The organism is Symbiobacterium turbinis (genome assembly GCF_055383075.1).
The window spans coordinates 126,083-149,404 of the sequence record NZ_AP042433.1 but is presented as its reverse complement, the minus strand read 5'-3'; the positions used below and the strand labels follow the sequence as shown (position 1 = coordinate 149,404).

Here is a 23,322-nt window from a genome sequence, read left to right as displayed (position 1 = left end):
TGTGATGAACCACTCACCCTGGTGAACCCGGCCTGGGTTCTCCTGACGGAACCCTCCATCACTCCCCCGGCGTCACCCGGGCCAGGCGGGCCATGCCCGGGGTCATGCGCACCTCGCCCGAGTCGCTCACCAGGAGCCCCTCCACGCCGTGTTCCAGGAGGAAGCGGTACCCCTCCTCCATCCCCAGGACGAAGGCGGCGGTGGCGTAGGCATCGGCGAGTTCGCCGCGGGACGCGACCACGGTGACGCTGGCCATCCCCGCAGCCGGCAGGCCGGTGGCGGGGTCCAGGATGTGGTGGTAGCGCACGCCGTCATGTTCGAAGAACCGCTGGTAATCCCCCGCCGTGTCGGCGAAGCCCTCCTCCAGCGACAGCGTGGCCAGAAAGCCCTGCGGATCGCGCGGATGCTGGACGGCGATCTGCCACGGGCCGCCCTGTGGCCGCTCCCCCAGGAGCGCGATGCTGCCGCCCAGCTGCACGAGGGCCGCCGAAACGCCCGCTTCCGCGAGATTATCCCGCACCAGCCGGGCCGCCAGGCCCTTGGCCACCGCGCCGAACTCCACCTGCATCCCGGGCCGGGCGAGGAAGATCGTGCCGGCCTCCGAGTCCACGTGCAAGTCGCGCCAGTCCACGAGGGCCCGGGCGGAGGCGAGCTCCGTCGCACCTGGGACCCTGCCGCCCTCGCCGAATCCCCAGGCCGCCGAGAGCGGGCCGATGGTCGGGTCGAAGGCGCCGCCGGTCTCCCGGGCCACCTGCACGGCGATCTGCGCCAGTTCCAGCGTCTCGGGGGCGACGGACACCGGTTCGGTCCCGGCGGCAGCGTTCACCCGCGCCACATCGCTGTCCGGCCGCCCGGGGTGCCACAGCGACTCGAGCCGGGCGATCTGCTCGATCGCCGCGTCAGTTGCGGCCCCGGCCTCGCGGCGGCCTGCGTAGACCACCACTCTGACCGGCGTGTCCATCAGCAGGGCCGTTCGCTCGACCCGCTCCAGCCGGCTATGCCCGAGCGCAGGTCCGAGCACCTTGGCGAGTGCAAGCAGAAGAGCCGTGGCCGCGAGCAGGGCCACCAGCGACCTGGCGACCGTCGACCTGGCCAGCGTCGACCAGGCCGCCGTCAACCGGGCCATCGCCGACCGGGCCATCGCCGACCGGGCCACCGTCAACCGGGCCATCGCCGACCGGGCGACCGTCAACCGGGCCGCCGTCGACCGGGCCACCGGCGACTGAGCTGGCCGGTCCCCCCACTTGCGACGCACGGCAGATTCCCCCTCTACACCGCCTGCACGACCGGCACATCCTGCGTGGCGACGATGCACTTGGTCGGGCACTTCTCCACGCAGACGCCGCAGCCATCGCAGCCGCTGGGGTCGATGTAGGCGACGTTGTTCACCATCGAGATGGTCTTCTGCGGGCACTGGCGCACGCAGAGGCCGCAGGCGATGCAGCCGGCGGTGCAGGCCTTGCGCACCTGCGGGCCGCGGTCAAGGCTCCGGCAGGAGACCACGGTGGGCTGGGAGGCCGGCACCAGGGCCAGGATGCCCTTCGGGCACTCCTGCGTGCAGATGCCGCAGCCGGTGCACTTCTCCCGGTCCACCACGGGCAGGCCGGTCGCATCGTCCATCGACAGGGCGTCGAAGGGGCAGGCCTTCACGCAGGTGCCCAGCCCGACGCACCCGTAAGAGCAGGCTTTCGGACCCCCGCCGGGCATGATCGCCGCGGCGCGGCAGTCGTCGATGCCCTGGTACTCGTAGGATCGCCTCGCCTTCTCGTCCGTACCCACGCAGTGGACGTGGACGACCAACCGCTCGCCCACCTCCGCCTCCAGCCCCAGCACGTCGGCCACTGCCGCAGCGGTGGACGGGCCGCCCGCCGAACACGCGTTGGGCTTCGCTTCGCCCTTGACCAGAGCGGCGGCCAGGCCGTCGCAGCCGGGATAGCCGCAGGCGCCGCAGTTGGCGCCGGGGAGCCGCTCGCGCACGGCCGCCACCCGCGGGTCGGGCGGGACGGCGATCTTCACGGCGACGAAGGCCAGGCCCGCACCCAGCACCAGACCCGTGCCTCCCAGTACAAGCGCTGCTGTCATCATCGCGCAAACACCTCGCTTAGAAGAGGATCCCGCGGAAGAGACCCTGGAAGCCCATGAATGCCAGAGCCATCAGTCCGGCCGCCACGAAGGCGATGGGCATACCCCTCATCGCCTCCGGAATGTGCAGGCCCTCGATCCGCTCCCGCACGCCGGCGAAGAGCACCGTGGCCAGAGTCCATCCAAGGCCGCAGGCGAAGCCGTTCACCACCGACGCCATGAAGCTGTAGTCCTGGGTGATGTTGAGCAGGGCCGCGCCCAGCACCGCGCAGTTGGTGGTGAGCAGCGGCAGGTAGATGCCCAGCGCGGCGTAAAGTGGCGGGCTCACCCGCTGAATCACCATCTCCACCGTCTGCACCAGGGCGGCGATGACCAGGATGAAGGCCACCGTCTGCAGATAGCCCAGACCCAGAGGCTCCAGGAGCAGGTGCTGCAGGGGCCAGGTGATGGCCGAGGCCAGGGTCATGACGAAGACGACGGCAGCGCCCATGCCGTAGACCGTCTCCAGCTTGTTGGAGACCCCGAAGAACGGGCAGAGCCCCAGGAAGCGGGAGAAGATGTAGTTGTTGATCAGGATGCCGCCGATCAGTATGGCGATGAACTCCATTTACACAGCCGCCTCCTCTCCGCCTCCGGCACCGCCGGTGGCACCGGGGCCACCAGGGCCGCCGGCAGCCCCTGCGCCGCCCGCCCCCGCAAAGGCCCCGACCTGTGCCCGGCGGGCCCGCTCCTGCTGCCGATTCTGCATCCACGCCAGCCCCGCCATCAGGAACCCGATGACGAAGAAGGCGCCGGCCGGCAGCAGCATCACGACGATCTCCAGCGGGAGCCCGGGCCCGAGCAGAGCGAAGCCGAATAGCTTGAGATTGCCAGTGCCCAGCAGCTCCCGAACGCCGCCGATGGCCATGAGCGACACGGTGAAGCCAGCGCCCACGCCCACGGCGTCCGCGACCGAGAGCAGCGGGCCGTGCTTGGAGGCAAACGCCTCCGCCCGCCCGAGGATGACGCAGTTCACCACGATCAGCGGGATGAAGATGCCCAGGATGGCGTGCATCTCGGGTAGGTAGGCCTTCATCACCATGTCGACCACGGTGACGAACGTGGCCACGATCACGATGTAGACCGGTATGCGCACCCGGTCCGGAATCACCTTGCGAAGAAGGCTGATGAGCATTTCAGAGCAGGCCAGGACGAAGATCACCGCCATGCCCATCCAGAAGCCGTTCTCCATGGCCGTGGTGACGGCCAGCGCCGGACAGAGGCCCAGCAGCAGGCGGAACGGCGGCGCCTGCCTGAGGCCGTCTCGCAAGACACCGACGAACGTGGCGTTGGAAGTGGACTCGTTCACGGCCTTCACCTCCCGGTCTGAAGCTGGCGCGCGGCATCGAGCGCCGCATTTACGCCGTCGAGCACCGCCTGGGACGAGATGGTGGCGCCGGTGACCGCCTGCACCTCATTGCCGGCGGGGGGCCGGTTCCGCACGAGCTCAATGGAAGGGCTCAGCCCCAGGAACTGCTCCACGAAAGCGGGCTCGGTGGCCTTGGTGCCCAGGCCGGGGGTCTCGCCCGCGGCGCTCAGGATCTTCATCCGGTGCACGGTTCCGCCGGGCTCGACACCCACCAGCATCACGATCGGGCCGCCGTAGCCGCCGGGAGCCGCCTGCACGACGACGCCCACGGGCTCGCCCGCGGCGTCAAGCCCGCGCCAGGCCGCCTGCACCGGCGCACCCGCCCCGGCCAGCGCCTCGGCCGGGACCTCCTCAAAAGACGCCGCGGAAGGCAGCACCTCGGCCAGCCCCGCCTGCAGGGCCCTCGCCTCCATCTCCGCGATGATCGGCGCCGTCAAGCCGTTCACCCCGGCCAGGGCGCCGCCCGCCACCACGGTGACCACTAACAGCGTCAGGATCATGCGCAACGCCTCACGCACGGCGTTTCACCCCCCCGAAAGGCGCCGGAACGATGAACCGGTCGATCAAGGGCGTCACCACGTTCATGAGCAGAATGGCAAACAGCACGCCCTCCGGGTAGCCCCCGTACAGGCGGATCAGGACGGTGATCAGGCCGCAGCCGACGGCGAAAATCCAGCGGCCCTGCGGCGTGATCGGCCCGGTCACGTAGTCGGTGGCCATGAAGAACGCGCCCAGAATCGCGCCGCCGGCCAGCAGGTGGTAGAGCGGATCGCCGGTGAAGAGGCCGGCCTGCCCGCCCAGGGCCCAGCTGAGCAGGGCCAGGGTGCCCAGAAAGCCCACGGGGATGCGCCAGTCGATGACCCGCTTCACCAGCAGGTAGACCGCCCCGATCAGCAGAAGCAGGGCGGAGGTCTCGCCCAGCGAGCCGCCCACGGTACCCAAGAAGAGGTCACGGTATGAGGGCAGGGGACCCGCCAGCACGTCCGGGGCGAAGGGAGTCGGGAGAACCGCCAGCGGCGTGGCGGTGGTGACGGCGTCAAAGGGGCTCGTCCAGGTGGTCATCGCCGCAGGGAAGGCCGCCAGCAGGAAGGCGCGCGCGGCCAGGGCCGGGTTGACGAAGTTGTGCCCGAGGCCGCCGAAGGCCACCTTCACCACGGCGATGGCGAAGGCGGCGCCCAGGACGGGCAGCCAGACGGGCGAGGCCGGCGGCAGGGTCAGAGCGAGTAGCAGGCCCGTCACCAGGGCGGAGCCGTCGCCCAGGGTGGAGGGCTTGCCCATCAGCCGCATGCAGCCCCACTCGGTCAGGGCGGCGGCGCCCATGCTGAGCGCGATGACCAGCGCCGCGCGCCAGCCGAAGAAGTAGACCGCCCCGAGGGCAGCCGGCGCCAGGGCGATGAGGACATCCCGCATGATCTGGCTGGTGGACACGCCGGCCCAGAGGTGCGGACTCGATGCGACCAGCAGTTCACCGCTTTCGGTCTTGGCCATACGTTATCCCCTCCCTCCACGGGCGCGGCGCCCGAGTTCAGACTTGGCCAGCCGGATGGATTGGACCAGCGGACGGCGGGCCGGGCAGACGTAGCTGCAGCTGCCGCACTCCATGCAGGCCCGCACGTGGAACCGCTCCGCCCTCGCCCAGTCGGAGGCCATGGCGGCGTCGCAGAGCTGGGCGGGCAGGAGGCCCATCGGACAGGCCGTCACGCAGCGCCCGCAGCGGATGCACGGCCCCGCAGGGGTCTCATGCAGGTCCTCCGGGCCCAGCAGGATCACCGAGCCCGTGGTCTTGATCACCGGGACGTCCAGGTCGGGCTGTGCGATGCCCATCATGGGTCCGCCGGCGATGACGCGTGCCAGCGCGCCGGTCAGTCCGCCTGCGGCCTGCATCAGGTCCACGAAGGAAGTGCCGAGCGGCACCCGCCAGTTGCCCGGGCTGGCCACCCGGCCGCTGACGGTGACGATGCGGTGGGTGAGCGGCCGGCCCTCGGCCAGGGCGACCGCCGCCGCGGCGGCCGTGGCCACGTTCTGTACGACCACGCCCACATCCAGCGGGATGCCCCCTACCGGCACCGCACGCCGGAGCAGGGCCCAGACCAGCATCTTCTCCGCGCCCTGCGGGTAGCGCACCGGCAGGACCTCCACCGAAAGGGCGGGGTCTCCCGCCACCAGCTGGGAGAGCTTCGCGGCGGCGTCGGGCTTGTTGGCCTCAACGCCGATGACGCCGCGCCTGGCGCCGCAGGCCCGCATGAAGAGCCGGAGCCCCAGCACCACCTGTTCGGGCTGTTCCAGCATGAGCCGGTGGTCCGAGGTAATGGCCGGCTCACACTCGGCGCCGTTGAGGATGACCACGTCGGGCTCCGAGCCCGGCCTCGGGGTCAGCTTGACGGCGGCCGGGAAGCCCGCGCCGCCCATGCCCACCAGCCCCGCCTGCCGCACGCGGTCACGAATGAAGGCCGGGTCCAGCGACTCGGGGTCGAGGTCCCAGCCAAGCCCTTCCGGAAGCCCCTCCCAGGGCACATCCTCAGGGGCCGCTTCGATGACCACGGCCTGCTCCGTGCGTCCGCCGGGGGTGAGCCGGGGCTCCACGGCCACCACCTTGCCGCTGACGCTGGCGTGCACCGGCGCCGAGACCGGGGCGTCCACGTCGCCGATGGGCTGGCCCAGGGCCACCTCGTCGCCCTTCTTCACCAGCGGCTGGCAGGGAGCGCCGATATGCTGCCGCAGGGGGAGCACTACCCGCTCGGGGCGCGGCAGCGGCTGCGTCGCGCACTGCGCGGTCGTCTTGCGGGCATCGGGATGGACTCCCCCGCGAAAGCGGGCCCACAGATTCATGAGTTACGCCTCCCTCTCTTACGTAGGTGTCGGTGACTCGAACGGACGATGAATGCTCGTGCGTATCAGGAGGGGTCATCGGCCGGTTCTTCCGCTGCGCGCGGACAGGCTGCGCCGGCTGCGACGCCGGTGGAAACCACGCGGGCGCGCCGGCTGCGTTCCAGGAAGGCCACCGCGCCATAGGCCACCGCGCCCCCGGCTAGGCCCAGGCCCAGGGCCGGAAGAGGGGCGCCGCCAAACGCGGCGTTTCCGATGAAAAGCCCTGCCATGAAGCCCGCCAGCGGCAGCACGTAAGCCAGGGCCACCGCACGGGCCGGAGAGGGCAGGGCCACGTCCACCAGTACCGATTGCCCGGGCAGCAGCGGCGACGGCGCCTCCGCCAGCAGGTAGCGCCCGCCGTCTCCGAGCCGGGCTGAACAGTTGTGCGTGCAGGCGGAACAGGCGCTCACCGCGATCTGCACCTTTGCGATCCCGCTGCGCCACTGCACGACGGTTCCCTGCAGCTCCATGGACAACACCTCGTCTCCGTTCCCGCCACTCAAGGTACCTGCAGAATACTTCTTACTCCTATATTTTCAACCGTCGAGGCGATGGCGGTCAACGCGACCTCTCCCCCATCCTTGGATAGGCATAACGGTACGGTCCGATGCTCCGACCCCTGTTCGAACGTGCTATAGACACAAAAGAAAGGCGGGCACTCGCCGGATGCCCAAAGTGGACATCCGATATGGACACCGGAAAGCGAGCAAGCCCCCGAGCACAGGAAGGACACGCTCCCAGATGCAGAAAGGGAGCGCCCCCGAGCACGCGAAGGAGACGCTCCCCAATGTAGAAAGGGAGCGCCTCCGACCACGGGAAAGAGACGCACCCCCAAAATGCCGAAAGGGAGCGCCCCCGACCACGGTGAGGGACGCTCCCGGACTCCGCTCATCCTATGGACTTCAGCCGCTCCGCCACCGCCCGGTGCAGGGCGGCGCGGTACGTGAAGAGCCCCCGGGGTGTGGCCAGCATGGCCGTCGCGATGGGGCCGGAAAGCTCATCCAGCGAGCCCCAGGCCACGGCGGAGATCTCCCCGGGGTCGCGGGTGGCCGGCTCGCCGTCCGCCTCGGCCAGCACCACGTGGGTGGTCCAGGGCTGCTCGCGGTCGCCGTCGGTGAAGGTGACATGGACCCGCAGAAGGTACCGGGTGATGCGCACCGAAAGCCCGGTCTCCTCCAGCGCCTCCCGCGCCGCGCCGGCGGCCAGTTCCTCGCCGGGGTCCACGCCGCCGCCCGGGGCGCGCCAGATGCCGGGCGGGTAGTTGTGCTTGCGGATCAGCGCGATCTGCCCCGCCGGGTTGAAGATGAACAGCGTCACGTCGTGCAGGCGAGTCTGGCCGCGGGTGGAGGAGACCACCATGTCCATCTCCGCGGGACCGATGGGGTACCGCCAGCGCAGGACATGCGGCCTGCCCAGTTCGGCCTCGGCCCGGGTCAGCACGGGGCCGGTCAGGTGAGCCACGCCTCCATCGCCCCCTTTCGCAAAGCTTCAGGCCGGCGCACCGGTCGGCGCCGCAAGGTCAGGTGGCCGCAGGGTCACGCCACAGGTCGGCGACGAAAGGTTACGTTGCCGCAGGGTCACGCCACAGGTCGGCGCCGCGAGGTCACGTTGCCGCAGGGTCACGCCCCGCGTTCCCGCACCTACAGGTCCGCCGGCCAGGTGCCCGCCCGCAGCGCCGCGCCGTACCGCTCGGGATCGGCGTAGAAGTCCCGCGCCCGGGCCGCGGCCACCGCCGCGTCCACGTCGTACGCCACCCGCCTGAGTTCGAACCGGGACCGCTCGGTGTCCAGCACGGCATACGCCGCCCGGCCGTCGCCGTCCAGCGAGAAGCCCACAGCCCCGGGATTGGCCAGCCAGCGCCCCCCGAAGCGGAAGGCGTACGGCTGGTGCACATGGCCGGCGATGATCCAGTCGGCCTGCTCGCCCCTGAGCAGCGGCCGGATCTCGTCCGGGCGCATGGTGGGCACGATGCCGGTGGCCGCGTCCTGCGGCGAGGCGTGCACGAAGAGCACAGACTGTCCGTCGGCCTCCAGCCGGTGGGAGAAGGGCAGTCCGGCCAGGTAGTCCAGGTCGGCGTCGGTGAGATGCTGAAGCGGCCAGGCGATGGCGGGCGGCAGCGGATCGGGCAGCGAAAAGCCCCCCGGAAGCGGCCGCTTCGGCTTCCGGCCGGCGGCCATCAGCAGGAACACGTCCGTATTCCCGTGGATGCAGGGGATGCCCAGCTCACGGATCCGCCGGATGCACTCGGCGGGCTGCGGACCCTTGAAGGCCAGGTCGCCCAGGCAGACCATCGCATCCACCGATTCGGGATCGATGTCGGCCAGCACCGCCTCCAGCGCCGTCAGGTTCCCGTGAACGTCGGAGAAGATGGCGATGCGCACAGCGAACACCTCGCTTACAGGCACTGTCCTCATCTTAAGGCCGGTGGGCTGGCGCCGGCAAGCCAGAAATCGCCTGCCGCAGGCGGGAATTCGGCGGAAGCGGGGCGAACAGGATGATGCTAGAGGTCGATTTGGGGAGGTTGAACGTGACGGCAAGGGAACAGGCCGCCGCCCGGGCCGGGCAGGGCCGGGCGGCCGCCAGTGAGGGTTACAGGTGGCTCGTCCTGATCGTGGCCGGCACCAGCGCCTTCATGTCGGCCCTGGATGGCAGCATCATCAACATCATCATCCCCCAGATCCAGGGGCAGTACCAGGCGACCATGGGCGACATCAGCTGGGTCTCCGCCGCCTACCTGGTGACCATCTCGTCCCTCCTGCTCTCCGTCGGCCGGCTCGGGGACATGTGGGGGTACAAGTGGGTCTTCGGCAGCGGATTCCTCGTCTTCGGCCTGGGCTCGCTCGTCTGCGGCCTCGCCCCCACCCTCCCGGCCCTGATCGGCGGCCGGGTGATCCAGGGGATGGGCGCCGCCATCCTCATGGCGCTCTCGCCGGCGCTCATCACGACCACGTTCCCCGGCAGCGAGCGGGGGCGCGCCCTGGGCCTGCAGGCCACCCTCACCTACACCGGGCTCACGCTGGGCCCCAGCCTGGGCGGCTTCATCTCCGGCCAGTGGGGCTGGCAGTGGGTCTTCCTGATCAACCTGCCGGTGGCCGCGATCGGGGCCGCGCTGGCCTTCGCCAAGCTCCGGCCGACCGAGAGGCGGCGCGACCAGGTCTTCGACTTCGCCGGCGCCCTGCTGTTCGCATCCGGGCTGGCCTCCCTGCTGCTGGGCCTCAGCCAGGCCGAGACCTGGGGCTGGGGCGACGCCCGCACCCGGCTGTTGCTGGCCGGCGGCGCGCTGCTGCTCCTGCTCTTCCTCTGGCAGGAGCGGCGGGCCCGGCAGCCGATGCTGCCGCTCTGGATGTTCCGCGAGCCCGCCTTCACCGGCGGTGTGGCCGCCGCCTGGCTGCAGTACGCCGCGGTCTTCGTGCTCTCGTTCCTGCTGCCCTTCTACCTGCAGCAGTACCGCGGCCTCAGCCCGGCCGCGGCCGGCGCGGTGATGACGGCCCAGCCGGCCGCCATGGTGGCCCTGGCCGCGTTTGCCGGCTGGCTCTCCGACCGCATCGGCACCCGCATCCCCGCCACGGTGGGCATGGCCACCATCGCCGCGGGGCTCTGGGCGGTCGCGGGCCTGGGCCCGGCGGCGTCCGCAGGACAGGTGGCAGCCTTCCTGGCCGTCATCGGCCTGGGGGCCGGCCTCTTCACCGCGCCCAACAACAGCTCCATCATGGGGGCGGCGCCCCGCGACCGGCAGGGGGTCGCGGCGGCGCTCCTGGCCGCCGCCCGCAACGTGGGCATGGTCACCGGCGTCACCATCGCCAGCACCCTGTTCGCGCACCTGCGGCTGCAGACGGACTTCCTCGCCGCCTTCCGCGGGACGCTCTCGGTCGGCGTGGCGCTGGCGGCGCTGAGCGCCCTGCTGTCGCTGGTGCGGCCCACGCGCCCGCGGCCGTGAATCAGGCACGCCCCCCCCGCTGGAAGCGAGAGCACCCAGGCTCCGGCCGTAACCGGCCAAGGACAGAGAGGAGTGACGACGCACTTGCGACTGGCCACCAGGGCACTGCTCGCCATGAACAAGCTTTTCCCCCCGCCCGTGCACCCGTTCAACCTGGCCAACCAGGGCACGATGCGCTACGCCGACTGGCAGTTCGAGCGCGGGCACCTCACCCTGGAGCACTACCGGCCCTTCATGGAGCCTGAGGAGATCATGAAGGGCAAGACCGTGCTGGACATCGGATCCGGCGCGGGCGGGAAGACCCTCTACTACGCCACCCTGGGCGTGAAGAAGATCTACGGCGTGGACGTCGTTCCCCACTACGAGCACGAGGCCCGGGCCATGGCCGCGGAGAAGAACCTGACCGACAGGGCCGAGTTCCTCACCGGGGACGCCACCGCACTGCCCTTTCCAGACGACTATTTCGACGTGATCATCGCCAACGACGTCATGGAGCACGTCGCCGAACCCGAGGCGGTGCTGCGGGAGGCGCACCGAGTGCTGAAACCCGGCGGCCGGTTCTTCACCAACTTCCCGCCGTACTTCCACCCCTACGGCGCCCACCTCTCCGACGTCATCGGCATTCCCTGGGTCCACGCCCTCTTCAGCGAGCCCGTGCTGATCGAGGCCTACCGCGAGCTGGTGAAAGAGCTGCCCGACGCCGACATGCGGCTCCGCCTGCGCCTGGGCGACCCCGAGACCAACACGACCAGGATCACTTACATCAACCGCATGACCATCAAGCGGTTCCGGCACATCGTGGAGGAGTCGCCCTTCAAGATCGCCCACTGGCGGCTGGTGCCACTGCGCGCCTTCCTGCGGCCGCTGGCCGCGCTGGCCCCGGAATTCTTCATGAAGGCCGTGGTCTGCATCCTGGAGAAATAGCCAGCCTCACTGGACGGATCGCGCCGCATTATACAGCAGCCTCCGGCCCCTCGCAGCGGCGAGGGGCCGGAGGCTTTTGCACATAATACTGCAAAGGAGGTCTGAAATTGAACTTCTTGTTGGAAGCGTGCGTGATCCTGATCGGCGTCCTGGCCGCCGGCCGGGTGAGCCAGCGCCTGGGCCAGCCGGCCGTGCTCGGCCAGCTGCTGGTAGGGGTGCTCTTCGGCCCCGCGCTCCTGGGCTGGCTGCAGCCCGGCCAGCTCATCAGCGAGATTGCGGAAATCGGCGTCGTGCTGCTCATGTTCATCGCAGGCCTCGAGACCCGTTTCGAGGACATTCAGCGCAACGCCTTCGCCGCCACGCTGGTGGCCGTCCTGGGGGTCGCGCTCCCCTTCGTCGGCGGCTGGCTGATCACCACCCTGTGGGGATTCGATCCGACGACGGCGATCTTCACCGGTGTGCTGCTGGTGGCCACCAGCGTCTCCATCTCGGCCCAGACCCTGAAGGAGCTGGGCTACCTGCAGTCCCGGCCCGGCGTCACGATCCTGGCCGCGGCGGTGCTGGACGACGTGCTGGGCATCGTGGTGCTCTCGGTCGTGCTGGGCAGCCTGGGGGCTGCAGACGGCGGCCACGGCGCCGCACCTCTGCCGCTCCTGCTGGGCAGGATGGCGGGCTTCTTCGCGGTCGCGATCCTCGTGGGTTACTGGCTTCTGCCCCTGCTCATGCGGCCCGTCGCCCGCATGGAAGGCAGCCTGCCGCTGCTCACCGTCGCCATCAGCGTGGCGCTGGCCTTTGCCTGGGCGGCCGAGTTCGCCGGGCTGGCGGGCATCATCGGCTCCTACCTGGCCGGGCTGATGCTCAGCCTCACTGAACTGCGGGAGAAGATCATGCACGAGGTGGAGCACATCGCCTACGCCTTCTTCGTGCCCTTCTTCTTCGCCAACGTGGGGCTCTCGGCCACGTTCGCCGGCATGACCGGCCCCTTCCTCTTCTTCGTGCTGTTGGTGGTGCTGGTGGCCGCGGTGACGAAGATCGCCGGCTGCGGCGTCGGCGCGCTGCTGGCCCGCTTCCCGGTGAGGGACGCCACCGCGGTGGGGGTGGGCATGATGGCCCGCGGCGAGGTCGGACTGATCATCGCCACCATCGGCCTCGACCAGGGGCTCCTGCAGGCGGAGCTCTACACAGCGATGGTCTTCGTCAGCCTGGGCACGACCCTGCTCACCCCGCCGCTCCTGAAGGCGGTCTTCCGGGGGCGGCCCGCGGTCGCGGGATAGGCGGTCTCGCCGCAAGGGCGGGACTGCCAATCGGCGCGCCGCCGGGACCGGATCGCCCGGGCACCCCCGGGACCATCAGCCGAAGAGCGCGTTCACGATGACAAGCAGAATGCCCGAAGTCGCCCACATGATCGTCGTGGGCACCGACCAGGTCATGATCTGCTCGTTCGCCTCCTCGATGCCCAGCATGCGGTTGACCACCCAGAAGAGGGAGTCGTTGAAGTAGCTGAAGACGAAGGCGCCCATGGCGGCGGCCTGCGCCGCGAAGACCGGGTTGACCCCCAAGTCGTTCAGAATGGGCGCCGAGCGCCGAGGCCCAGGATCGCGATGCTGAGGTCCGTCTGGGCGGCGACCAGCGTGGGCACGTGCGACTCGGTGACCGGCATCAGGGGATCGTCCCGCACGGGGGTCTCGGCCAGCGGCACGCCGTTCACGTAGTGAACCCCGTCCCGGGTGGTGCGGCCCGATGCCGGGAAGGCGCCGGTGAGCACGGCCATGGAGGTGCGACCCAGGGCGGCGAGAACGGCCTCGATCTCGGGGCCCAGGTTGCCCCGCAGGGTGGAGTCGATGCGCTTCCCCAGCGGCATGCCGTCGTTGGCCAGGATCAGGCGCGCGGATCGGAGCACCCGGTCGTAGGCAACCCGGGGGTGCGCGGCGCGCGACTCCGTGTTGATGACCACGCAGTCATAGCCGGCCAGGCCGCCTGAGGGCCACTCCATGCCGGTGAGGGCCGCCGTGCGGAAGCCCCGCTTGCGCAGGAGGACCCCGGTGGCGTTCGCCCCCGTCAGGTCGTCGGCGATCACGCCGATCAAGGCGTGGAGGTTGTCGGACCCGTTCAAGGCAGAATCCCTTCCTTTTCGTATCAACGACTCCATGTAGTATGGCCAGTTTTGCCGCAGACCCGCGCTCGCTGTAGGCGCGCCGAGCCCCCTGGAGGCGTTGCCTCCGGGGGGCCCGGGTTGGACAGCTTTTTAGCGTGTTCTTCAGCCCGTTTCAGCGTGCGACCGCGGCCTTCAGCCGCTGGGCCGTGATGCCGCGGTGCGAGTCGTGCCAGACGGCCCGGCCATCTCTCACCAGCAGCACCTGCGGCGACCGGTGGACCACCCCCAGCCGGCGGGCCAGGCCCAACGACACGGGCCGTTCCTCGATCACCCGCACCCAGTAATGCTCCACGCGCGCGGCCTCCGGGCTGGCGAGGAAGGCCCGCCACTCCCGGTGGGCTGCCGCCGAGATGGGGCAGCGGGTGGAGTGCTTGAACACGAGCACCGGCCGCTCCCGCGATGCCGCGATCACCGCCTCGATGTCCGCCTCTGACCGCATCTGTCTCGCCTCGGCCAAGAACGCCTACCCCCTTATGTGTCCCGCAGAACTCTCCCCCAGTCTATGACGCTCCGGAAGCGGCGGCCTGTGCGCCCGGGTACTGCCGGGGCTGGTCGACGGACCAGACGAAGACCTCGGGGCTGCCGACCGCCTGCCGGGTCGTGTCCGCCCACACCTCCTGGAGCCGCTGGTAGTCTGCCGGGGTGAGGAGCGGGTCAAGGCCCGCCTCGTAGTCCCGCAGGGCCTGCTCCACCGCCACCACCCGGTACTTCTGCTGCCCGTCGACCCGGTACCCGTGCACCCAGGTGGGCACGAACGAGACCTGCTCGATGCGGGTGACGCCGTCCTCCTTCGCCACGTCGATGAGCAACATGAGGCCGGCCTCCCGGTACAGCCCCTCCTGGTTGGAGATGAAGTTGCCCAGGCTGTAGATCACGGCCCGGGGCAGGTCGCGCCCGAACTCGTCGCGGACCTGGCGCACCTCGATGGGCTGGATGACGTGGGGATGGCTGCCCAGCACAATGTCGGCTCCGGCCTGCAGCGCGACGTCCACGTAGTAGCGCTGCTCTTCGCTGGGCTCCCGGGCGTACTCCTCGCCGAAGTGCAGCGCGACGGCCACCAAGTCCACGTCCTCCCGGGACCGGGCCCGGCGAATGTCGGCGGGCATCTGCTCATCGTCCACCAGGTTGACCGACCAGGGCTCCGGCAGGGGGATCCAGTTGGTCGACGCGGTGTAGGCCAGCACCGCCACCCGGATGCCCGGCACCGGCTCCACGACCAGGACCTCTTCCCGCTCCTCTGGGGTGCGTGCCGTGCCCGTGTGCGGCATCCCGTACCGCTCCAGGGCCTCGTGGGTCTTTTCGATGCCGAGCTTGGAGTAGTCGAGCGAGTGGTTGTTGGCATGGGTCAGCACGTCGAACCCGACGGCCTTCAGATCGCGGGCCAGCTCGGGCGGAGTGTTGAAGCTGGGATAGCCGGCCCAGGGGTAGTCCGGCCCGGTAAGGGTGGTCTCCAGGTTGGCAACTGCCAGATCGGCGGCCTCGATCCAGGGACGGACGGGCTCGAACAGCGGCGTGAAGTCCCACTGGTCGTCCGGCAGCGCCGATGCGTACACCAGGGGCAGGTGCATGAGGAGGTCGCCCACCGCCAGCAGGCGGGCTGTCTGCCGCTCAGGGGTCGCCGGGTCGGACGCCTCCATCTCCCCGGTTTCCGGCCTGCGCCCCGGCCCGGGTCCGGGTTCCGTCCCCGCCGGGGGTTCCGTCCCCGCCCGGGGTTCCGTCCCTGCCCGGGGTTCCGCCCCTGCTCCGGGTTCCGCCCCCGGCCGGGGTTCCGCCCCGGGCGCGGTGGGCTCCGCGCTGGCCGACTGGGAACCGGGCAACTGCACCTCCTCGCCGGGGGGCGGGGGCGCGATGGCATCCCCCGGTTGCGCCCGGCCGCTGCAGCCGACCAGGAGCAAGAGGGCCAGGACGCACCAGACAACCGAGCGGCGGCGCTTGAGGGTCAAGCAAACCCCCTCCTTGGAATGACTCTTCTCAACCGTAGGACGCCGGACGGGCCCGGCCCGTTCCAGCGAAGCGGGAGCCCGGCCTCCTTCCGGCCGGGCTCCCGCAGTCTGCATTCCGCAGTCCGCATTCCGCAGTCCGCATTCCGCAGTCCGCTTGGGCGACCCGCTTCAGCGGCCCGACCAGGCCTGCTGGCACTCGCCCAGCAGCGAAAGGATCTCCTGCGACAGCACGATGACCCGGTGGACTGCCTTCCTGGCCTCCTCCAACTGCCCCCGGTTGTAAAACTCCACGGCACGGCGGGCGACGGCGTGCATCTCCTGGTGGGGCCGCTCCAGCGCGTTGAACGCGGGAACGGACTGGCCCGCCGCGCGGTTGCGCTCGTACCACTGACCGAGCCGGCACGAGCGGTGATCTGCCACATCCTGCGGCGAGATCTGCTCGCGGTCCAGCAGCATCTCGTGCAGGCGCTGCACCCAGAGCACGTGGTCTCCCCGGGCGGCCTGAAGCAGTTCCACATCCGAAAGCTCGACCCGGAACTTCTCGGTGAGGGCGCGGGTGCTGCGCAGCGCGCGCTGCAGGTCAGAGACCATCACAGCCAGATCAGAAGTCGCCTGCTGCACCTTCGTCATGGCGCCGGCGATCTGGTTGGCACTGGCGGCCGTCTCCTGCACCGCCTGCGCCTCCTCCTCCGCGGCCTTGGCGATCTCGCTCATCGGCGCCGTGCTCTCTTCCACGGAGGTCCGGATGGTCTCCAGGGCCGACTGCCCCTTGGTGGCCAGCTCGATGTTCTCACTGATCTGCCGGGCGAGCCGGTCGGTCGCCTCGAAGACGGCGTTGGCCCCCTGCCTCAGGGTGGAGATCTGCTCCTGGACGTCGCGCACCGCGCTGTGGGAGCGCTCGGCCAGCCGCCGCACCTCCTGCGCCACCACGGCGAAGCCCCGGCCCTGGTCGCCGGCGCGGGCTGCCTCGATGGCGGCGTTGAGGGCCAGCAGGTTGGTCTGCCCGGATATCTCCTCGATCAGCTCCAGTACCTGGTGAATGGGCTCCACGGTGCTGAGCAGCTGGTTGACATTCTCCTGCAGGCATGCCATACCCTCCGCGATGGAGGTCATGCCGTCCAGAGCGCCGCGCACGTGTACGATTCCCGCCTCGGCCTGCTTCATAGTCTCGCGCGAGGTGTTGACCGCGGCGTCAGACGAGGCGGCCACCTCTTCCACCGAGGCGGCCAGCTCCTCGGCCAGGGCGGCCACCTGGTTCACCTCGGTGGCCTGCGCCCGGGTGGCCTCCACCAGCTCGTCCGCGGCAATCAGCGGCCGCGCGCCCTGCTCGATGGCGGCGGAAGCCGAGACCACCAGTTCGGCCATGGCCCCCTGTAGCATCCGGATCAGCCGCGCCATGCCATCCCTGATCGGTTCAGGCACGGCCTCGGCTTCCTCCCGGGCCCGTATCCAGTCTCCCTGCACCAGGTGGTCGAGTGCACGGTTGACAGCGTCCCAGTCCGGCTCCTCATCGGCGGGCTCGACGGCGACATCGACGGCGGGCTCCTCAGGCGCCGCGGCCGGCCCGGCAGGCTCCTCAGGCGCCGCGGCCGGGACGGCGGGCTTCTCCGGCAGCGTCTGTGCGACGCCGGGGTTGCCGGGGCTTTCGGGAGCCCCCTCTTTCGCGCGCTTCCACCACAGCACTGGCTTCACCCCTGTTCACAGGCAACAGCGACCGATGGCTGACTCATCGAAATGCTTCTATAGTCGTATATTCCTCATCTAGAACATCTCTCCTGCAGCGTCAGGCGCCAACTCGGCGCGGCAGAGACCCGGACGGCACGCCCGCGCAGTTTCCGGTGGCGCGGGGGCCGCTACATTCGACATAACATAGGTTGGTGGTGAGACCATCATGCGAGGTGAGCGCAGTGCCCCAGTGCCCACCAGGATCCTGGCAGTAGACGGTGCAGCCGGGCGATAACTTCTGGAACCTGGCCTGGCGTTTCGGCACGACGCCCCAGGCCATCGCAAGGGCCAACCCGGGGGCCAACTCCTGGGCGCTCTGGATCGGCCAGCCCCTGTGCATACCGCGCCGGACGCCCCCGGTCCCGCCGCGGCGGCCCTGCCCCCGGGGCTGGGAGCCCTACCAAATCCAGCCCGGCGACACCCTGGGCGACATCGCCTACGGCAGGCGGACCAGCGTGGCCAACCTGCTGCGCATGAACCGGGTCAACCCGCGCAACCTGCGCATCGGGCAGATCATCTGCGTCCCGGCCCGGTGAGCATCGGGAAGATCATCGGCGTCCCGGCGAGGTGGCATCGGGCAGATCGCCTGCGTCGTGCCCGGTGAGAAAGATACGGGGAGGGGTTACCCCCTCCCCTTCGCGCTATCCGGCCTCCGCCGACTCGTACTGCTGGCGAAGCTGCGCCACCACCGCCGGGTCGGCGAGCGTGGTGGTGTCGCCGAGGGCCCGGCCCTCTGCGATATCCCGCAGCAGCCGGCGCATAATCTTCCCCGAACGGGTCTTGGGCAGGTCGGCCGCGAAGTAGATCTCCTCCGGCCTGGCCAGGGCGCCGATCTTGGCGGCCACATGCTGCTTCAGCTCGTTGGCCAGATCGGGCGTGCCGCGCCGGCCCTCCTTCAGCGTGACGAAAGCGGCAATGGCCTGGCCCTTCACCGGGTGCGTCCGGCCGATCACCGCCGCCTCGGCGACCAGCGGGTGGTCCACGAGCGCCGACTCCACCTCCATGGTACCGATGCGATGGCCGGAGACGTTGATGACGTCATCGACACGGCCGATGATCCAGAAGTAGCCGTCCTCGTCCCACTTCGCTCCGTCGCCGGTGAAGTAGACGTTTGCGCCGAACCGGCTGAAGTACGTGGCAACGTAGCGCTCAGGGTCGCCCCAGAGCGTGCGCAGCATGGCGGGCCAGGGCGACTTGATCACCAGGTAGCCGCCGGTGCCCGGCGGAACCTCCTGCCCCTCCTCGTTCACCACGGCCATCTCGATGCCGGGGAACGGCCGCGTGATGGAGCCGGGCTTGGTCGCGATCGCGCCGGGCAGGGGCGTCGCCATGATGGCGCCGGTCTCCGTCTGCCACCAGGTGTCCACGATGGGGCAGCGCTCGGCGCCGATGTGCTTGTGGTACCACATCCAGGCCTCCGGGTTGATGGGCTCGCCGACGGTGCCCAGGAGGCGCAGCGAGGAGAGGTCGTACTTCGCGGGCCAGCCCTCGCCCCAGCGCATGAAGGAGCGGATGGCGGTGGGCGCAGTGTAGAAGATGTTAACGCGATACTTCTCGACGATCTCCCAGAACCGGCCGCGGTCTGGGTAGTCCGGCGCGCCCTCGTACATCACGGTCGTGGCCCCGACGGCCAGGGGGCCGTAGATCACGTAGGAGTGGCCGGTGATCCAGCCGATGTCGGCGGTGCACCAGTAGACGTCCTCATCCTTCAGGTCGAAGACGTACTTGGCGGTGGCTGCCACCTGCGTGAGGTAGCCGCCGGTGGTGTGCAGCACGCCCTTCGGCTTCCCGGTGGATCCGGAGGTGTAGAGGATGAAGAGGGGATCCTCCGCGTCCATCTCCTCGACCTCGCAGGTCACCGGGGCGTTGCGCATGAGGGTGTGGTACCAGTGGTCGCGCCCGGGGTGCCAGCCGTGCTCCACCAGCGATTCGTGGCCGATGCGCTTGACGACCACGACCTTCTCAACCGACGGGCAGTCCACCACGGCCTCGTTGACGATCTGCTTCATACGGATGATGTTGCCCCGGCGCCAGCCGCCGTCTGCGGTGACGACCACCTTCGAGCGGCTGTCGTTGATGCGGTCGCGCAGCGACTCGGCGGAGAAGCCCCCGAAGACCACCGAGTGGACGGCCCCGATCCGCGTGCAGGCCAGCATGGCCACGGCCGCCTCGGGGATCATCGGCAGGTAGATGGTCACCCGGTCGCCCTTGCCGACGCCCATCTGCCGGAGCACGTTGGCAAAGCGGCTCACCTCCCGGTGCAGATCGAGGTAGGTGAGCACCCGCTCGTCGCCGGGCTCGCCTTCCCAGATGATGGCGGCCTTGGTCCGCGTGGCGCTCTGCAAGTGGCGGTCGATACAGTTGTAGGCGACGTTCAGCTTGCCCCCGATGAACCACTGCGCGAACGGCGGGTTCCACTCCAGCACCTTGTCCCACCGCCGGAACCAGTGCAACCGCTCCGCCTGCGCGGCCCAGAAGCCCTCCCGATCCTGTGCGGCCTGCTCGTAGAGGCTCTCGTCCGCCACGTTGGCCCTGGCGGCAAACTCAGGCAGCGGCGGAAAACGCCGGTCCTCCGTGAGAAGCGCCGCAAATTGCTTCGCATCCATACAGTTGCACCCTCCCCCCATTACTCCGGTAAGTCAGTAGCTTGTTTCTTCGGACTATATTCAATTTCCTCTAAGTTCATGAAATCACGAGCCCGGAGCCGCCTGCACCCGCGCTACATCTGGAGCCGGCGTTTTTTCACTTCCTCGTCTGGGAGGAAGTCGAAAACTGCCTGGTCCCACAGCCGCGATCGAGCAGAATGCGCCGGCTGGTCGTCCAGGACGTCGCGTTATGTTAAGTGGCGAGCGTTGGTCACGGGGTAGCGCGGAGGAGAGCGCCGGTCACTCGGTAAGATCCCAGGCCAGGGGATACCCCCACACCGGGACAAGCGCCCCACCTGACCTGGCAACCGAGGCTTTTTCACTTCGCCGTCCTCCGCCAAAGTCGAAAACCTCCGATTCCCACAACTGCGGTCCTGCGGCATAGCCATGCTGATCAACCAGAACGCCGCGTTATGTCAACCGGCGACCGCCGTTCGCGGGGTAACACGGGGGTCAGCGTCAGGCGCGGGGTAAGATTCCGGACGATGGCGTGCACCCACACCGGGACAAGCGCCCCACCGGACCTCGCAACCGACGCTTTTTTACTTCGCCGTCCTCCACCAAAGTCGAAAACCTCCGAATGCCACAGCTGCGGTCCGGCGGCATGGGCATACTGTTCGACCAGAACGCCACGTTATGTCAACCGGCGACCGCCGTTCGCGGGGTAACACGGGGGTCAGCGTCGGGCGCGGGGTAGCAATCTCGGGTGATGGCGTGCATCTACACCGGGACAAGTTCCCCACCCGATCTCGCCACCGACGCTTTTTCACTTCGCCGTCCTCCGCCAAAGTCGAAAACCTCTGATTCCCACAGCTGCGGGCAGGCGGCATGGGCGTACTGTGCGACCAGAACGCCACGTTATGTCAACCGGCGACCGCCGTTCGCGGGGTAACACGGGGGTCAGCGTCGGGCGCGGGGTAAGATCCCGGGCGATGGCGTGCACCCGCACCGGGACAAGCGCCCCACCCGACCTCGCCACCGACGCTTTTACTTCGCCGTCCTCCGCCAAAGTCGAAAACCTCTGATTCCCACAGCTGCGGGCAGGCGGCATGGGCGTACTGTGCGACCAGAACGCCACGTTATGTCAACCGGCGACCGCCGTTCGCGGGGTAACACGGGGGTCAGCGTCGGGCGCGGGGTAAGATCCCGGGCGATGGCGTGCACCCGCACCGGGACAAGCTCCCCACCCGACCTCGCAACCGACGCTTTTTTACTTCGCCGTCCTCCGCCAAAGTCGAAAACCTCCGATTCCCACAACTGCGGTCCTGCGGCTTGGGCATGCTGTTCGACCAGAACGCCGCGTTATGTCAAGTGGCGAGCGTCGTTCACGGGCAACACGGGCGCAAGCGCCGTTCACGGGGTAGCAATCTCGGGTGATGGCGTGCATCTACACCGGGACAAGTTCCCCACCCGATCTCGCAACCGACGCCTTTTCACTTCGCCGTCCTCCGCCAAAGTCGAAAACCACCTGTTCCCACAGTTGGATCCGACGGCATAGCCATGCTGTTCGACCAGAACGCCACGTTATGTCAAGTGGCGAGCGTCGTTCACGGGCAACACGGGCGCAAGCGCCGTTCACGGGGTAGCAATCTCGGGTGATGGCGTGCACCCACACCGGGACAAGCTCCCCACCCGACCTCGCCACCGACGCTTTTACTTCGCCGTCCTCCGCCAAAGTCGAAAACCTCCGATTCCCACAGCTGCGGTCCGGCACATGGGCATGCTGTTCGACCAGAAGCCACGTTATGTCAACCGACGACCGCCGTTCGCGGGGTAACACGGGGGTCAGCGTCGGGCACGGGGTAAGATTCTGGGCGATGGCGTGCACCCACACCTGGACAAGCGCCCCACCCGACCTCGCAACCGACGCTTTTTTGCTTCATCGCCTGCGCCAAAGTCAATAACCGCCTGTTCGCACAGCCACGGTCGGCGAAACTGCCAACCAGGTTGGAGCGGCGCAACCGAGGGCCGTACGTAGACGTCATAGCAAGCAAACTGGAAGTATCTTCCTGTAGGAGGTCTTAGGATGCGCCGTCAGCTCATCGCCTGCCTCCTGACCGCCGCCGTTCTCTCCGGAGGCTGCCGCGCAGCTGAGTATGGAACTGCTGCCGGGCGGGAATCTGCGTCTCCCGGCGGGGATTACGCTTCTCTCGGCCACGAATCCGCGTCTCCCGAACAGGAACCAACGCCTCCCGAACACGAAGCAACGCCCCCCGGCCACCGACCCGTGAAACCGGCTCCGGCCGAGCTGGGAACGGCCCCGCCCGAGAAGAAACCGGCGACGGCGGAGCGGAAGAACAACCCATCCCAGAACACGCCCGCTCAGCTGCCCGCTCTCCCCCTCTGGGGCGAACCAGGGCTCCACTTGGTGCGGGAGCAGGGGAGGCGCGGGTCCGCCTTCGCCTACGCCCCCCTTGACCTGTTAGGGACGACGCTCCAGCCCGTGCGGCTGCGGCAGGGAACGGCGTACGTGCGGGTGGAAGGCGACGCCGTCTACCTGCATGGCGTCAACAGCATAAGGGGCGGGTTCAGCCTTCTGGCGGAGCCGGCGCTTCTGCATCGTCTGCCCGTGCAGGTCGGCGATATCTGGACGGTCCGGATTCCAGGCCCGATGGGCGACGGCTACACCTACACCGTGGCGGCCATCGAGCCGGTGGAAACTCCCGGCGGCGTGCGGCAGGCCGCGCGCATCGAAGTGACGCGCAACGGCTGGTCCGCGGGCACGGAGTGGTGGGTGCCCGGCTACGGCCTGGTGGGCTACACCGACGGGTCCTTCTCCTGGCGCGCGGAGCGGGAGCTGATGCTGGAGCCGGAGCTGCCCGCCGTCATCGGCCGGCTGGCGCCGGGCATGCAGGCGCTCCTCTGGGATGACGGAGACGAATACTGGATCACCACCCTCGACGGAAAGCAGGAGCTCTTCCGTGCGCCGGACGTCTACTGGCGAAGCTGGTACGACTGGGCAGACGCAGGCGAACACGACCTGCTGGCACACACCCTGTACCCGGGCTCCTGGGGGATCTACCGATTCACCGCCTTCCGGTACGACCCGGAGGAGGGGCGCTTCCGGCAACTGGACTGGGTGTCGGAGGCCGGCACAGTGCAGGCGGTGGCGGGAGACGGCGGATGGGGACCGGGCGGCGCCTTCCATCACGAGGACTTCCTCGGATACCCCACCCGGATCCAGGTCTATCGCTTCGACGGGGAGGCCATGCGCGCCGATCCGGCGGAAGAGCAGGTGTTCCGGGCGCGGTCTGAGATGGATTTCATCCGCCGCCTCATGGGTCCGCCGCTCCTCCGGGAGGCCGACATTGTGGCGATGTTCCGCGATCCAGCAACCGCGGAGGGGGTCCTCGGGCTCCTCCAGGAGCTCCACGCCGGCGGGTACACAGGCCCGGACTCCATAAAGCCGATGGAGGGCACCCCGGGCGCCTTCCTCGTCACCGAGGGGAGCGCGCAGTTTCTCGCAAAGGTCGAGCAACACGAGCACGACTACGTGATCACCCGGTTCGAGCGGCTGGCGGACGGGGAATGAGCCACCTGTTCGCAGACCCGATCTGCACGGGCACGGTCGGCGGCCAGCCTGCCGGCCGGTTCCCCGAGCATTCTTGCCGGCGTTCCGAGCATCTTTGATGCAA

At 69.2% G+C, this 23,322-nt stretch carries 22 protein-coding genes; 6 read left to right on the top strand and 16 right to left on the bottom strand.

The genetic code is table 11. The features are described 5' to 3' along the window. Window positions 1-58: 58 nt before the first annotated feature. Complete coding sequence (locus tag ACZ45O_RS00675) at window positions 59-1,021, bottom strand: FAD:protein FMN transferase (protein WP_464855051.1); 963 nt, start codon at window positions 1,019-1,021, stop codon at window positions 59-61. A 25-nt stretch (window positions 1,022-1,046) separates the two neighbouring features. Between ACZ45O_RS00675 and ACZ45O_RS00670 the strand changes: the two genes are divergently transcribed. Beyond that, window positions 1,047-1,226 (top strand): hypothetical protein, encoded by a 180-nt coding sequence (locus ACZ45O_RS00670; RefSeq protein ID WP_464855050.1) that lies wholly within the window; start codon window positions 1,047-1,049, stop codon window positions 1,224-1,226. A 43-nt stretch (window positions 1,227-1,269) separates the two neighbouring features. Here ACZ45O_RS00670 and ACZ45O_RS00665 read toward each other — a convergent pair whose 3' ends face one another. The 9 genes from ACZ45O_RS00665 to ACZ45O_RS00625 all read right to left on the bottom strand — a co-directional run bounded on the left by ACZ45O_RS00665 (window position 1,270) and on the right by ACZ45O_RS00625 (window position 8,772). Then, window positions 1,270-2,082, bottom strand: a complete 813-nt coding sequence (locus ACZ45O_RS00665) for an RnfABCDGE type electron transport complex subunit B (RefSeq protein ID WP_464855049.1) — start codon at window positions 2,080-2,082, stop codon at window positions 1,270-1,272. 19 nt (window positions 2,083-2,101) lie between these two features. Next, a complete protein-coding gene (rsxA, locus tag ACZ45O_RS00660) occupies window positions 2,102-2,689 on the bottom strand; it encodes an electron transport complex subunit RsxA (protein ID WP_464855048.1) in 588 nt (195 codons plus the stop codon). Then, window positions 2,690-3,430 carry an electron transport complex subunit RsxE gene (gene rsxE / locus ACZ45O_RS00655; protein ID WP_464855047.1) on the bottom strand — a complete coding sequence of 247 codons (741 nt, stop codon included), beginning with the start codon at window positions 3,428-3,430 and terminating at the stop codon, window positions 2,690-2,692. A 5-nt stretch (window positions 3,431-3,435) separates the two neighbouring features. Further along, window positions 3,436-4,008: an RnfABCDGE type electron transport complex subunit G gene (locus tag ACZ45O_RS00650; protein WP_464855046.1), complete on the bottom strand. Its 573-nt coding sequence runs from the start codon at window positions 4,006-4,008 to the stop codon at window positions 3,436-3,438. After that, window positions 4,001-4,978, bottom strand: a complete 978-nt coding sequence (locus ACZ45O_RS00645) for an RnfABCDGE type electron transport complex subunit D (RefSeq protein WP_464855045.1) — start codon at window positions 4,976-4,978, stop codon at window positions 4,001-4,003. The genes ACZ45O_RS00650 and ACZ45O_RS00645 overlap by 8 nt, the downstream gene beginning before the upstream one ends. A gap of 3 nt (window positions 4,979-4,981) precedes the next feature. Beyond that, a complete protein-coding gene (gene rsxC / locus ACZ45O_RS00640; protein ID WP_464855044.1) occupies window positions 4,982-6,319 on the bottom strand; it encodes an electron transport complex subunit RsxC in 1,338 nt (445 codons plus the stop codon). A gap of 65 nt (window positions 6,320-6,384) precedes the next feature. Next, the gene (locus tag ACZ45O_RS00635) at window positions 6,385-6,828 is read right to left on the bottom strand and encodes a SoxR reducing system RseC family protein (RefSeq protein ID WP_464855043.1); all 444 of its coding nucleotides are present in this window, start codon (window positions 6,826-6,828) and stop codon (window positions 6,385-6,387) included. A 418-nt stretch (window positions 6,829-7,246) separates the two neighbouring features. Further along, window positions 7,247-7,819, bottom strand: coding sequence for an NUDIX hydrolase (locus ACZ45O_RS00630; protein ID WP_464855042.1), 573 nt, complete (start codon window positions 7,817-7,819; stop codon window positions 7,247-7,249). Window positions 7,820-7,998: 179 nt separating this feature from the next. Next, window positions 7,999-8,772 carry a metallophosphoesterase family protein gene (locus ACZ45O_RS00625; RefSeq protein WP_464855041.1) on the bottom strand — a complete coding sequence of 258 codons (774 nt, stop codon included), beginning with the start codon at window positions 8,770-8,772 and terminating at the stop codon, window positions 7,999-8,001. A gap of 113 nt (window positions 8,773-8,885) precedes the next feature. Between ACZ45O_RS00625 and ACZ45O_RS00620 the strand changes: the two genes are divergently transcribed. The 3 genes from ACZ45O_RS00620 (at window position 8,886) to ACZ45O_RS00610 (ending at window position 12,493) form a co-directional block, all read left to right on the top strand. Further along, window positions 8,886-10,295 carry an MFS transporter gene (locus ACZ45O_RS00620; protein WP_464855040.1) on the top strand — a complete coding sequence of 470 codons (1,410 nt, stop codon included), beginning with the start codon at window positions 8,886-8,888 and terminating at the stop codon, window positions 10,293-10,295. A 114-nt stretch (window positions 10,296-10,409) separates the two neighbouring features. After that, window positions 10,410-11,219, top strand: a complete 810-nt coding sequence (locus tag ACZ45O_RS00615) for a class I SAM-dependent methyltransferase (RefSeq protein WP_464855039.1) — start codon at window positions 10,410-10,412, stop codon at window positions 11,217-11,219. A 107-nt stretch (window positions 11,220-11,326) separates the two neighbouring features. Continuing rightward, complete coding sequence (locus ACZ45O_RS00610; RefSeq protein ID WP_464855038.1) at window positions 11,327-12,493, top strand: cation:proton antiporter; 1,167 nt, start codon at window positions 11,327-11,329, stop codon at window positions 12,491-12,493. Window positions 12,494-12,568: 75 nt separating this feature from the next. Here ACZ45O_RS00610 and ACZ45O_RS00605 read toward each other — a convergent pair whose 3' ends face one another. The 5 genes from ACZ45O_RS00605 to ACZ45O_RS00585 all read right to left on the bottom strand — a co-directional run bounded on the left by ACZ45O_RS00605 (window position 12,569) and on the right by ACZ45O_RS00585 (window position 17,000). Continuing rightward, window positions 12,569-12,778, bottom strand: a complete 210-nt coding sequence (locus tag ACZ45O_RS00605; protein ID WP_464855037.1) for a GntT/GntP/DsdX family permease — start codon at window positions 12,776-12,778, stop codon at window positions 12,569-12,571. Window positions 12,779-12,783: 5 nt separating this feature from the next. After that, window positions 12,784-13,332: a four-carbon acid sugar kinase family protein gene (locus ACZ45O_RS00600; RefSeq protein ID WP_464855036.1), complete on the bottom strand. Its 549-nt coding sequence runs from the start codon at window positions 13,330-13,332 to the stop codon at window positions 12,784-12,786. A 154-nt stretch (window positions 13,333-13,486) separates the two neighbouring features. Then, a complete protein-coding gene (gene ytxJ / locus ACZ45O_RS00595; protein WP_464855035.1) occupies window positions 13,487-13,831 on the bottom strand; it encodes a bacillithiol system redox-active protein YtxJ in 345 nt (114 codons plus the stop codon). A 43-nt stretch (window positions 13,832-13,874) separates the two neighbouring features. Next, the gene (locus ACZ45O_RS00590) at window positions 13,875-15,317 is read right to left on the bottom strand and encodes a CapA family protein (RefSeq protein ID WP_464855034.1); all 1,443 of its coding nucleotides are present in this window, start codon (window positions 15,315-15,317) and stop codon (window positions 13,875-13,877) included. A 168-nt stretch (window positions 15,318-15,485) separates the two neighbouring features. Continuing rightward, on the bottom strand, window positions 15,486-17,000 hold the full coding sequence (locus ACZ45O_RS00585) for a methyl-accepting chemotaxis protein (RefSeq protein WP_464855033.1): 1,515 nt from the start codon (window positions 16,998-17,000) through the stop codon (window positions 15,486-15,488). A 260-nt stretch (window positions 17,001-17,260) separates the two neighbouring features. Between ACZ45O_RS00585 and ACZ45O_RS00580 the strand changes: the two genes are divergently transcribed. After that, window positions 17,261-17,578 (top strand): LysM peptidoglycan-binding domain-containing protein, encoded by a 318-nt coding sequence (locus ACZ45O_RS00580; RefSeq protein ID WP_464855032.1) that lies wholly within the window; start codon window positions 17,261-17,263, stop codon window positions 17,576-17,578. Between the two features lie 105 nt (window positions 17,579-17,683). Here the strand turns inward: ACZ45O_RS00580 and acs are convergent, their stop codons facing one another. Further along, a complete protein-coding gene (acs, locus tag ACZ45O_RS00575) occupies window positions 17,684-19,648 on the bottom strand; it encodes an acetate--CoA ligase (protein WP_464855031.1) in 1,965 nt (654 codons plus the stop codon). A gap of 2,266 nt (window positions 19,649-21,914) precedes the next feature. On the opposite strand from acs, the gene ACZ45O_RS00570 reads away from it, so the two are divergent. Further along, a complete protein-coding gene (locus ACZ45O_RS00570) occupies window positions 21,915-23,219 on the top strand; it encodes a hypothetical protein (protein ID WP_464855030.1) in 1,305 nt (434 codons plus the stop codon). The last annotated feature ends 103 nt before the right edge of the window (window positions 23,220-23,322 follow it).

Coding starts and splice junctions, on each gene's coding strand:
- ACZ45O_RS00665 (WP_464855049.1), bottom strand. CDS start 2,082: ATGACAGCAGCGCTTGTACTGGGAGGCACGGGTCTGGTGCTGGGTGCG.
- rsxC (WP_464855044.1), bottom strand. CDS start 6,319: ATGAATCTGTGGGCCCGCTTTCGCGGGGGAGTCCATCCCGATGCCCGC.
- ACZ45O_RS00615 (WP_464855039.1), top strand. CDS start 10,410: ATGAACAAGCTTTTCCCCCCGCCCGTGCACCCGTTCAACCTGGCCAAC.
- ACZ45O_RS00645 (WP_464855045.1), bottom strand. CDS start 4,978: ATGGCCAAGACCGAAAGCGGTGAACTGCTGGTCGCATCGAGTCCGCAC.
- ACZ45O_RS00625 (WP_464855041.1), bottom strand. CDS start 8,772: ATGAGGACAGTGCCTGTAAGCGAGGTGTTCGCTGTGCGCATCGCCATC.
- rsxA (WP_464855048.1), bottom strand. CDS start 2,689: ATGGAGTTCATCGCCATACTGATCGGCGGCATCCTGATCAACAACTAC.
- ACZ45O_RS00635 (WP_464855043.1), bottom strand. CDS start 6,828: ATGGAGCTGCAGGGAACCGTCGTGCAGTGGCGCAGCGGGATCGCAAAG.
- acs (WP_464855031.1), bottom strand. CDS start 19,648: ATGGATGCGAAGCAATTTGCGGCGCTTCTCACGGAGGACCGGCGTTTT.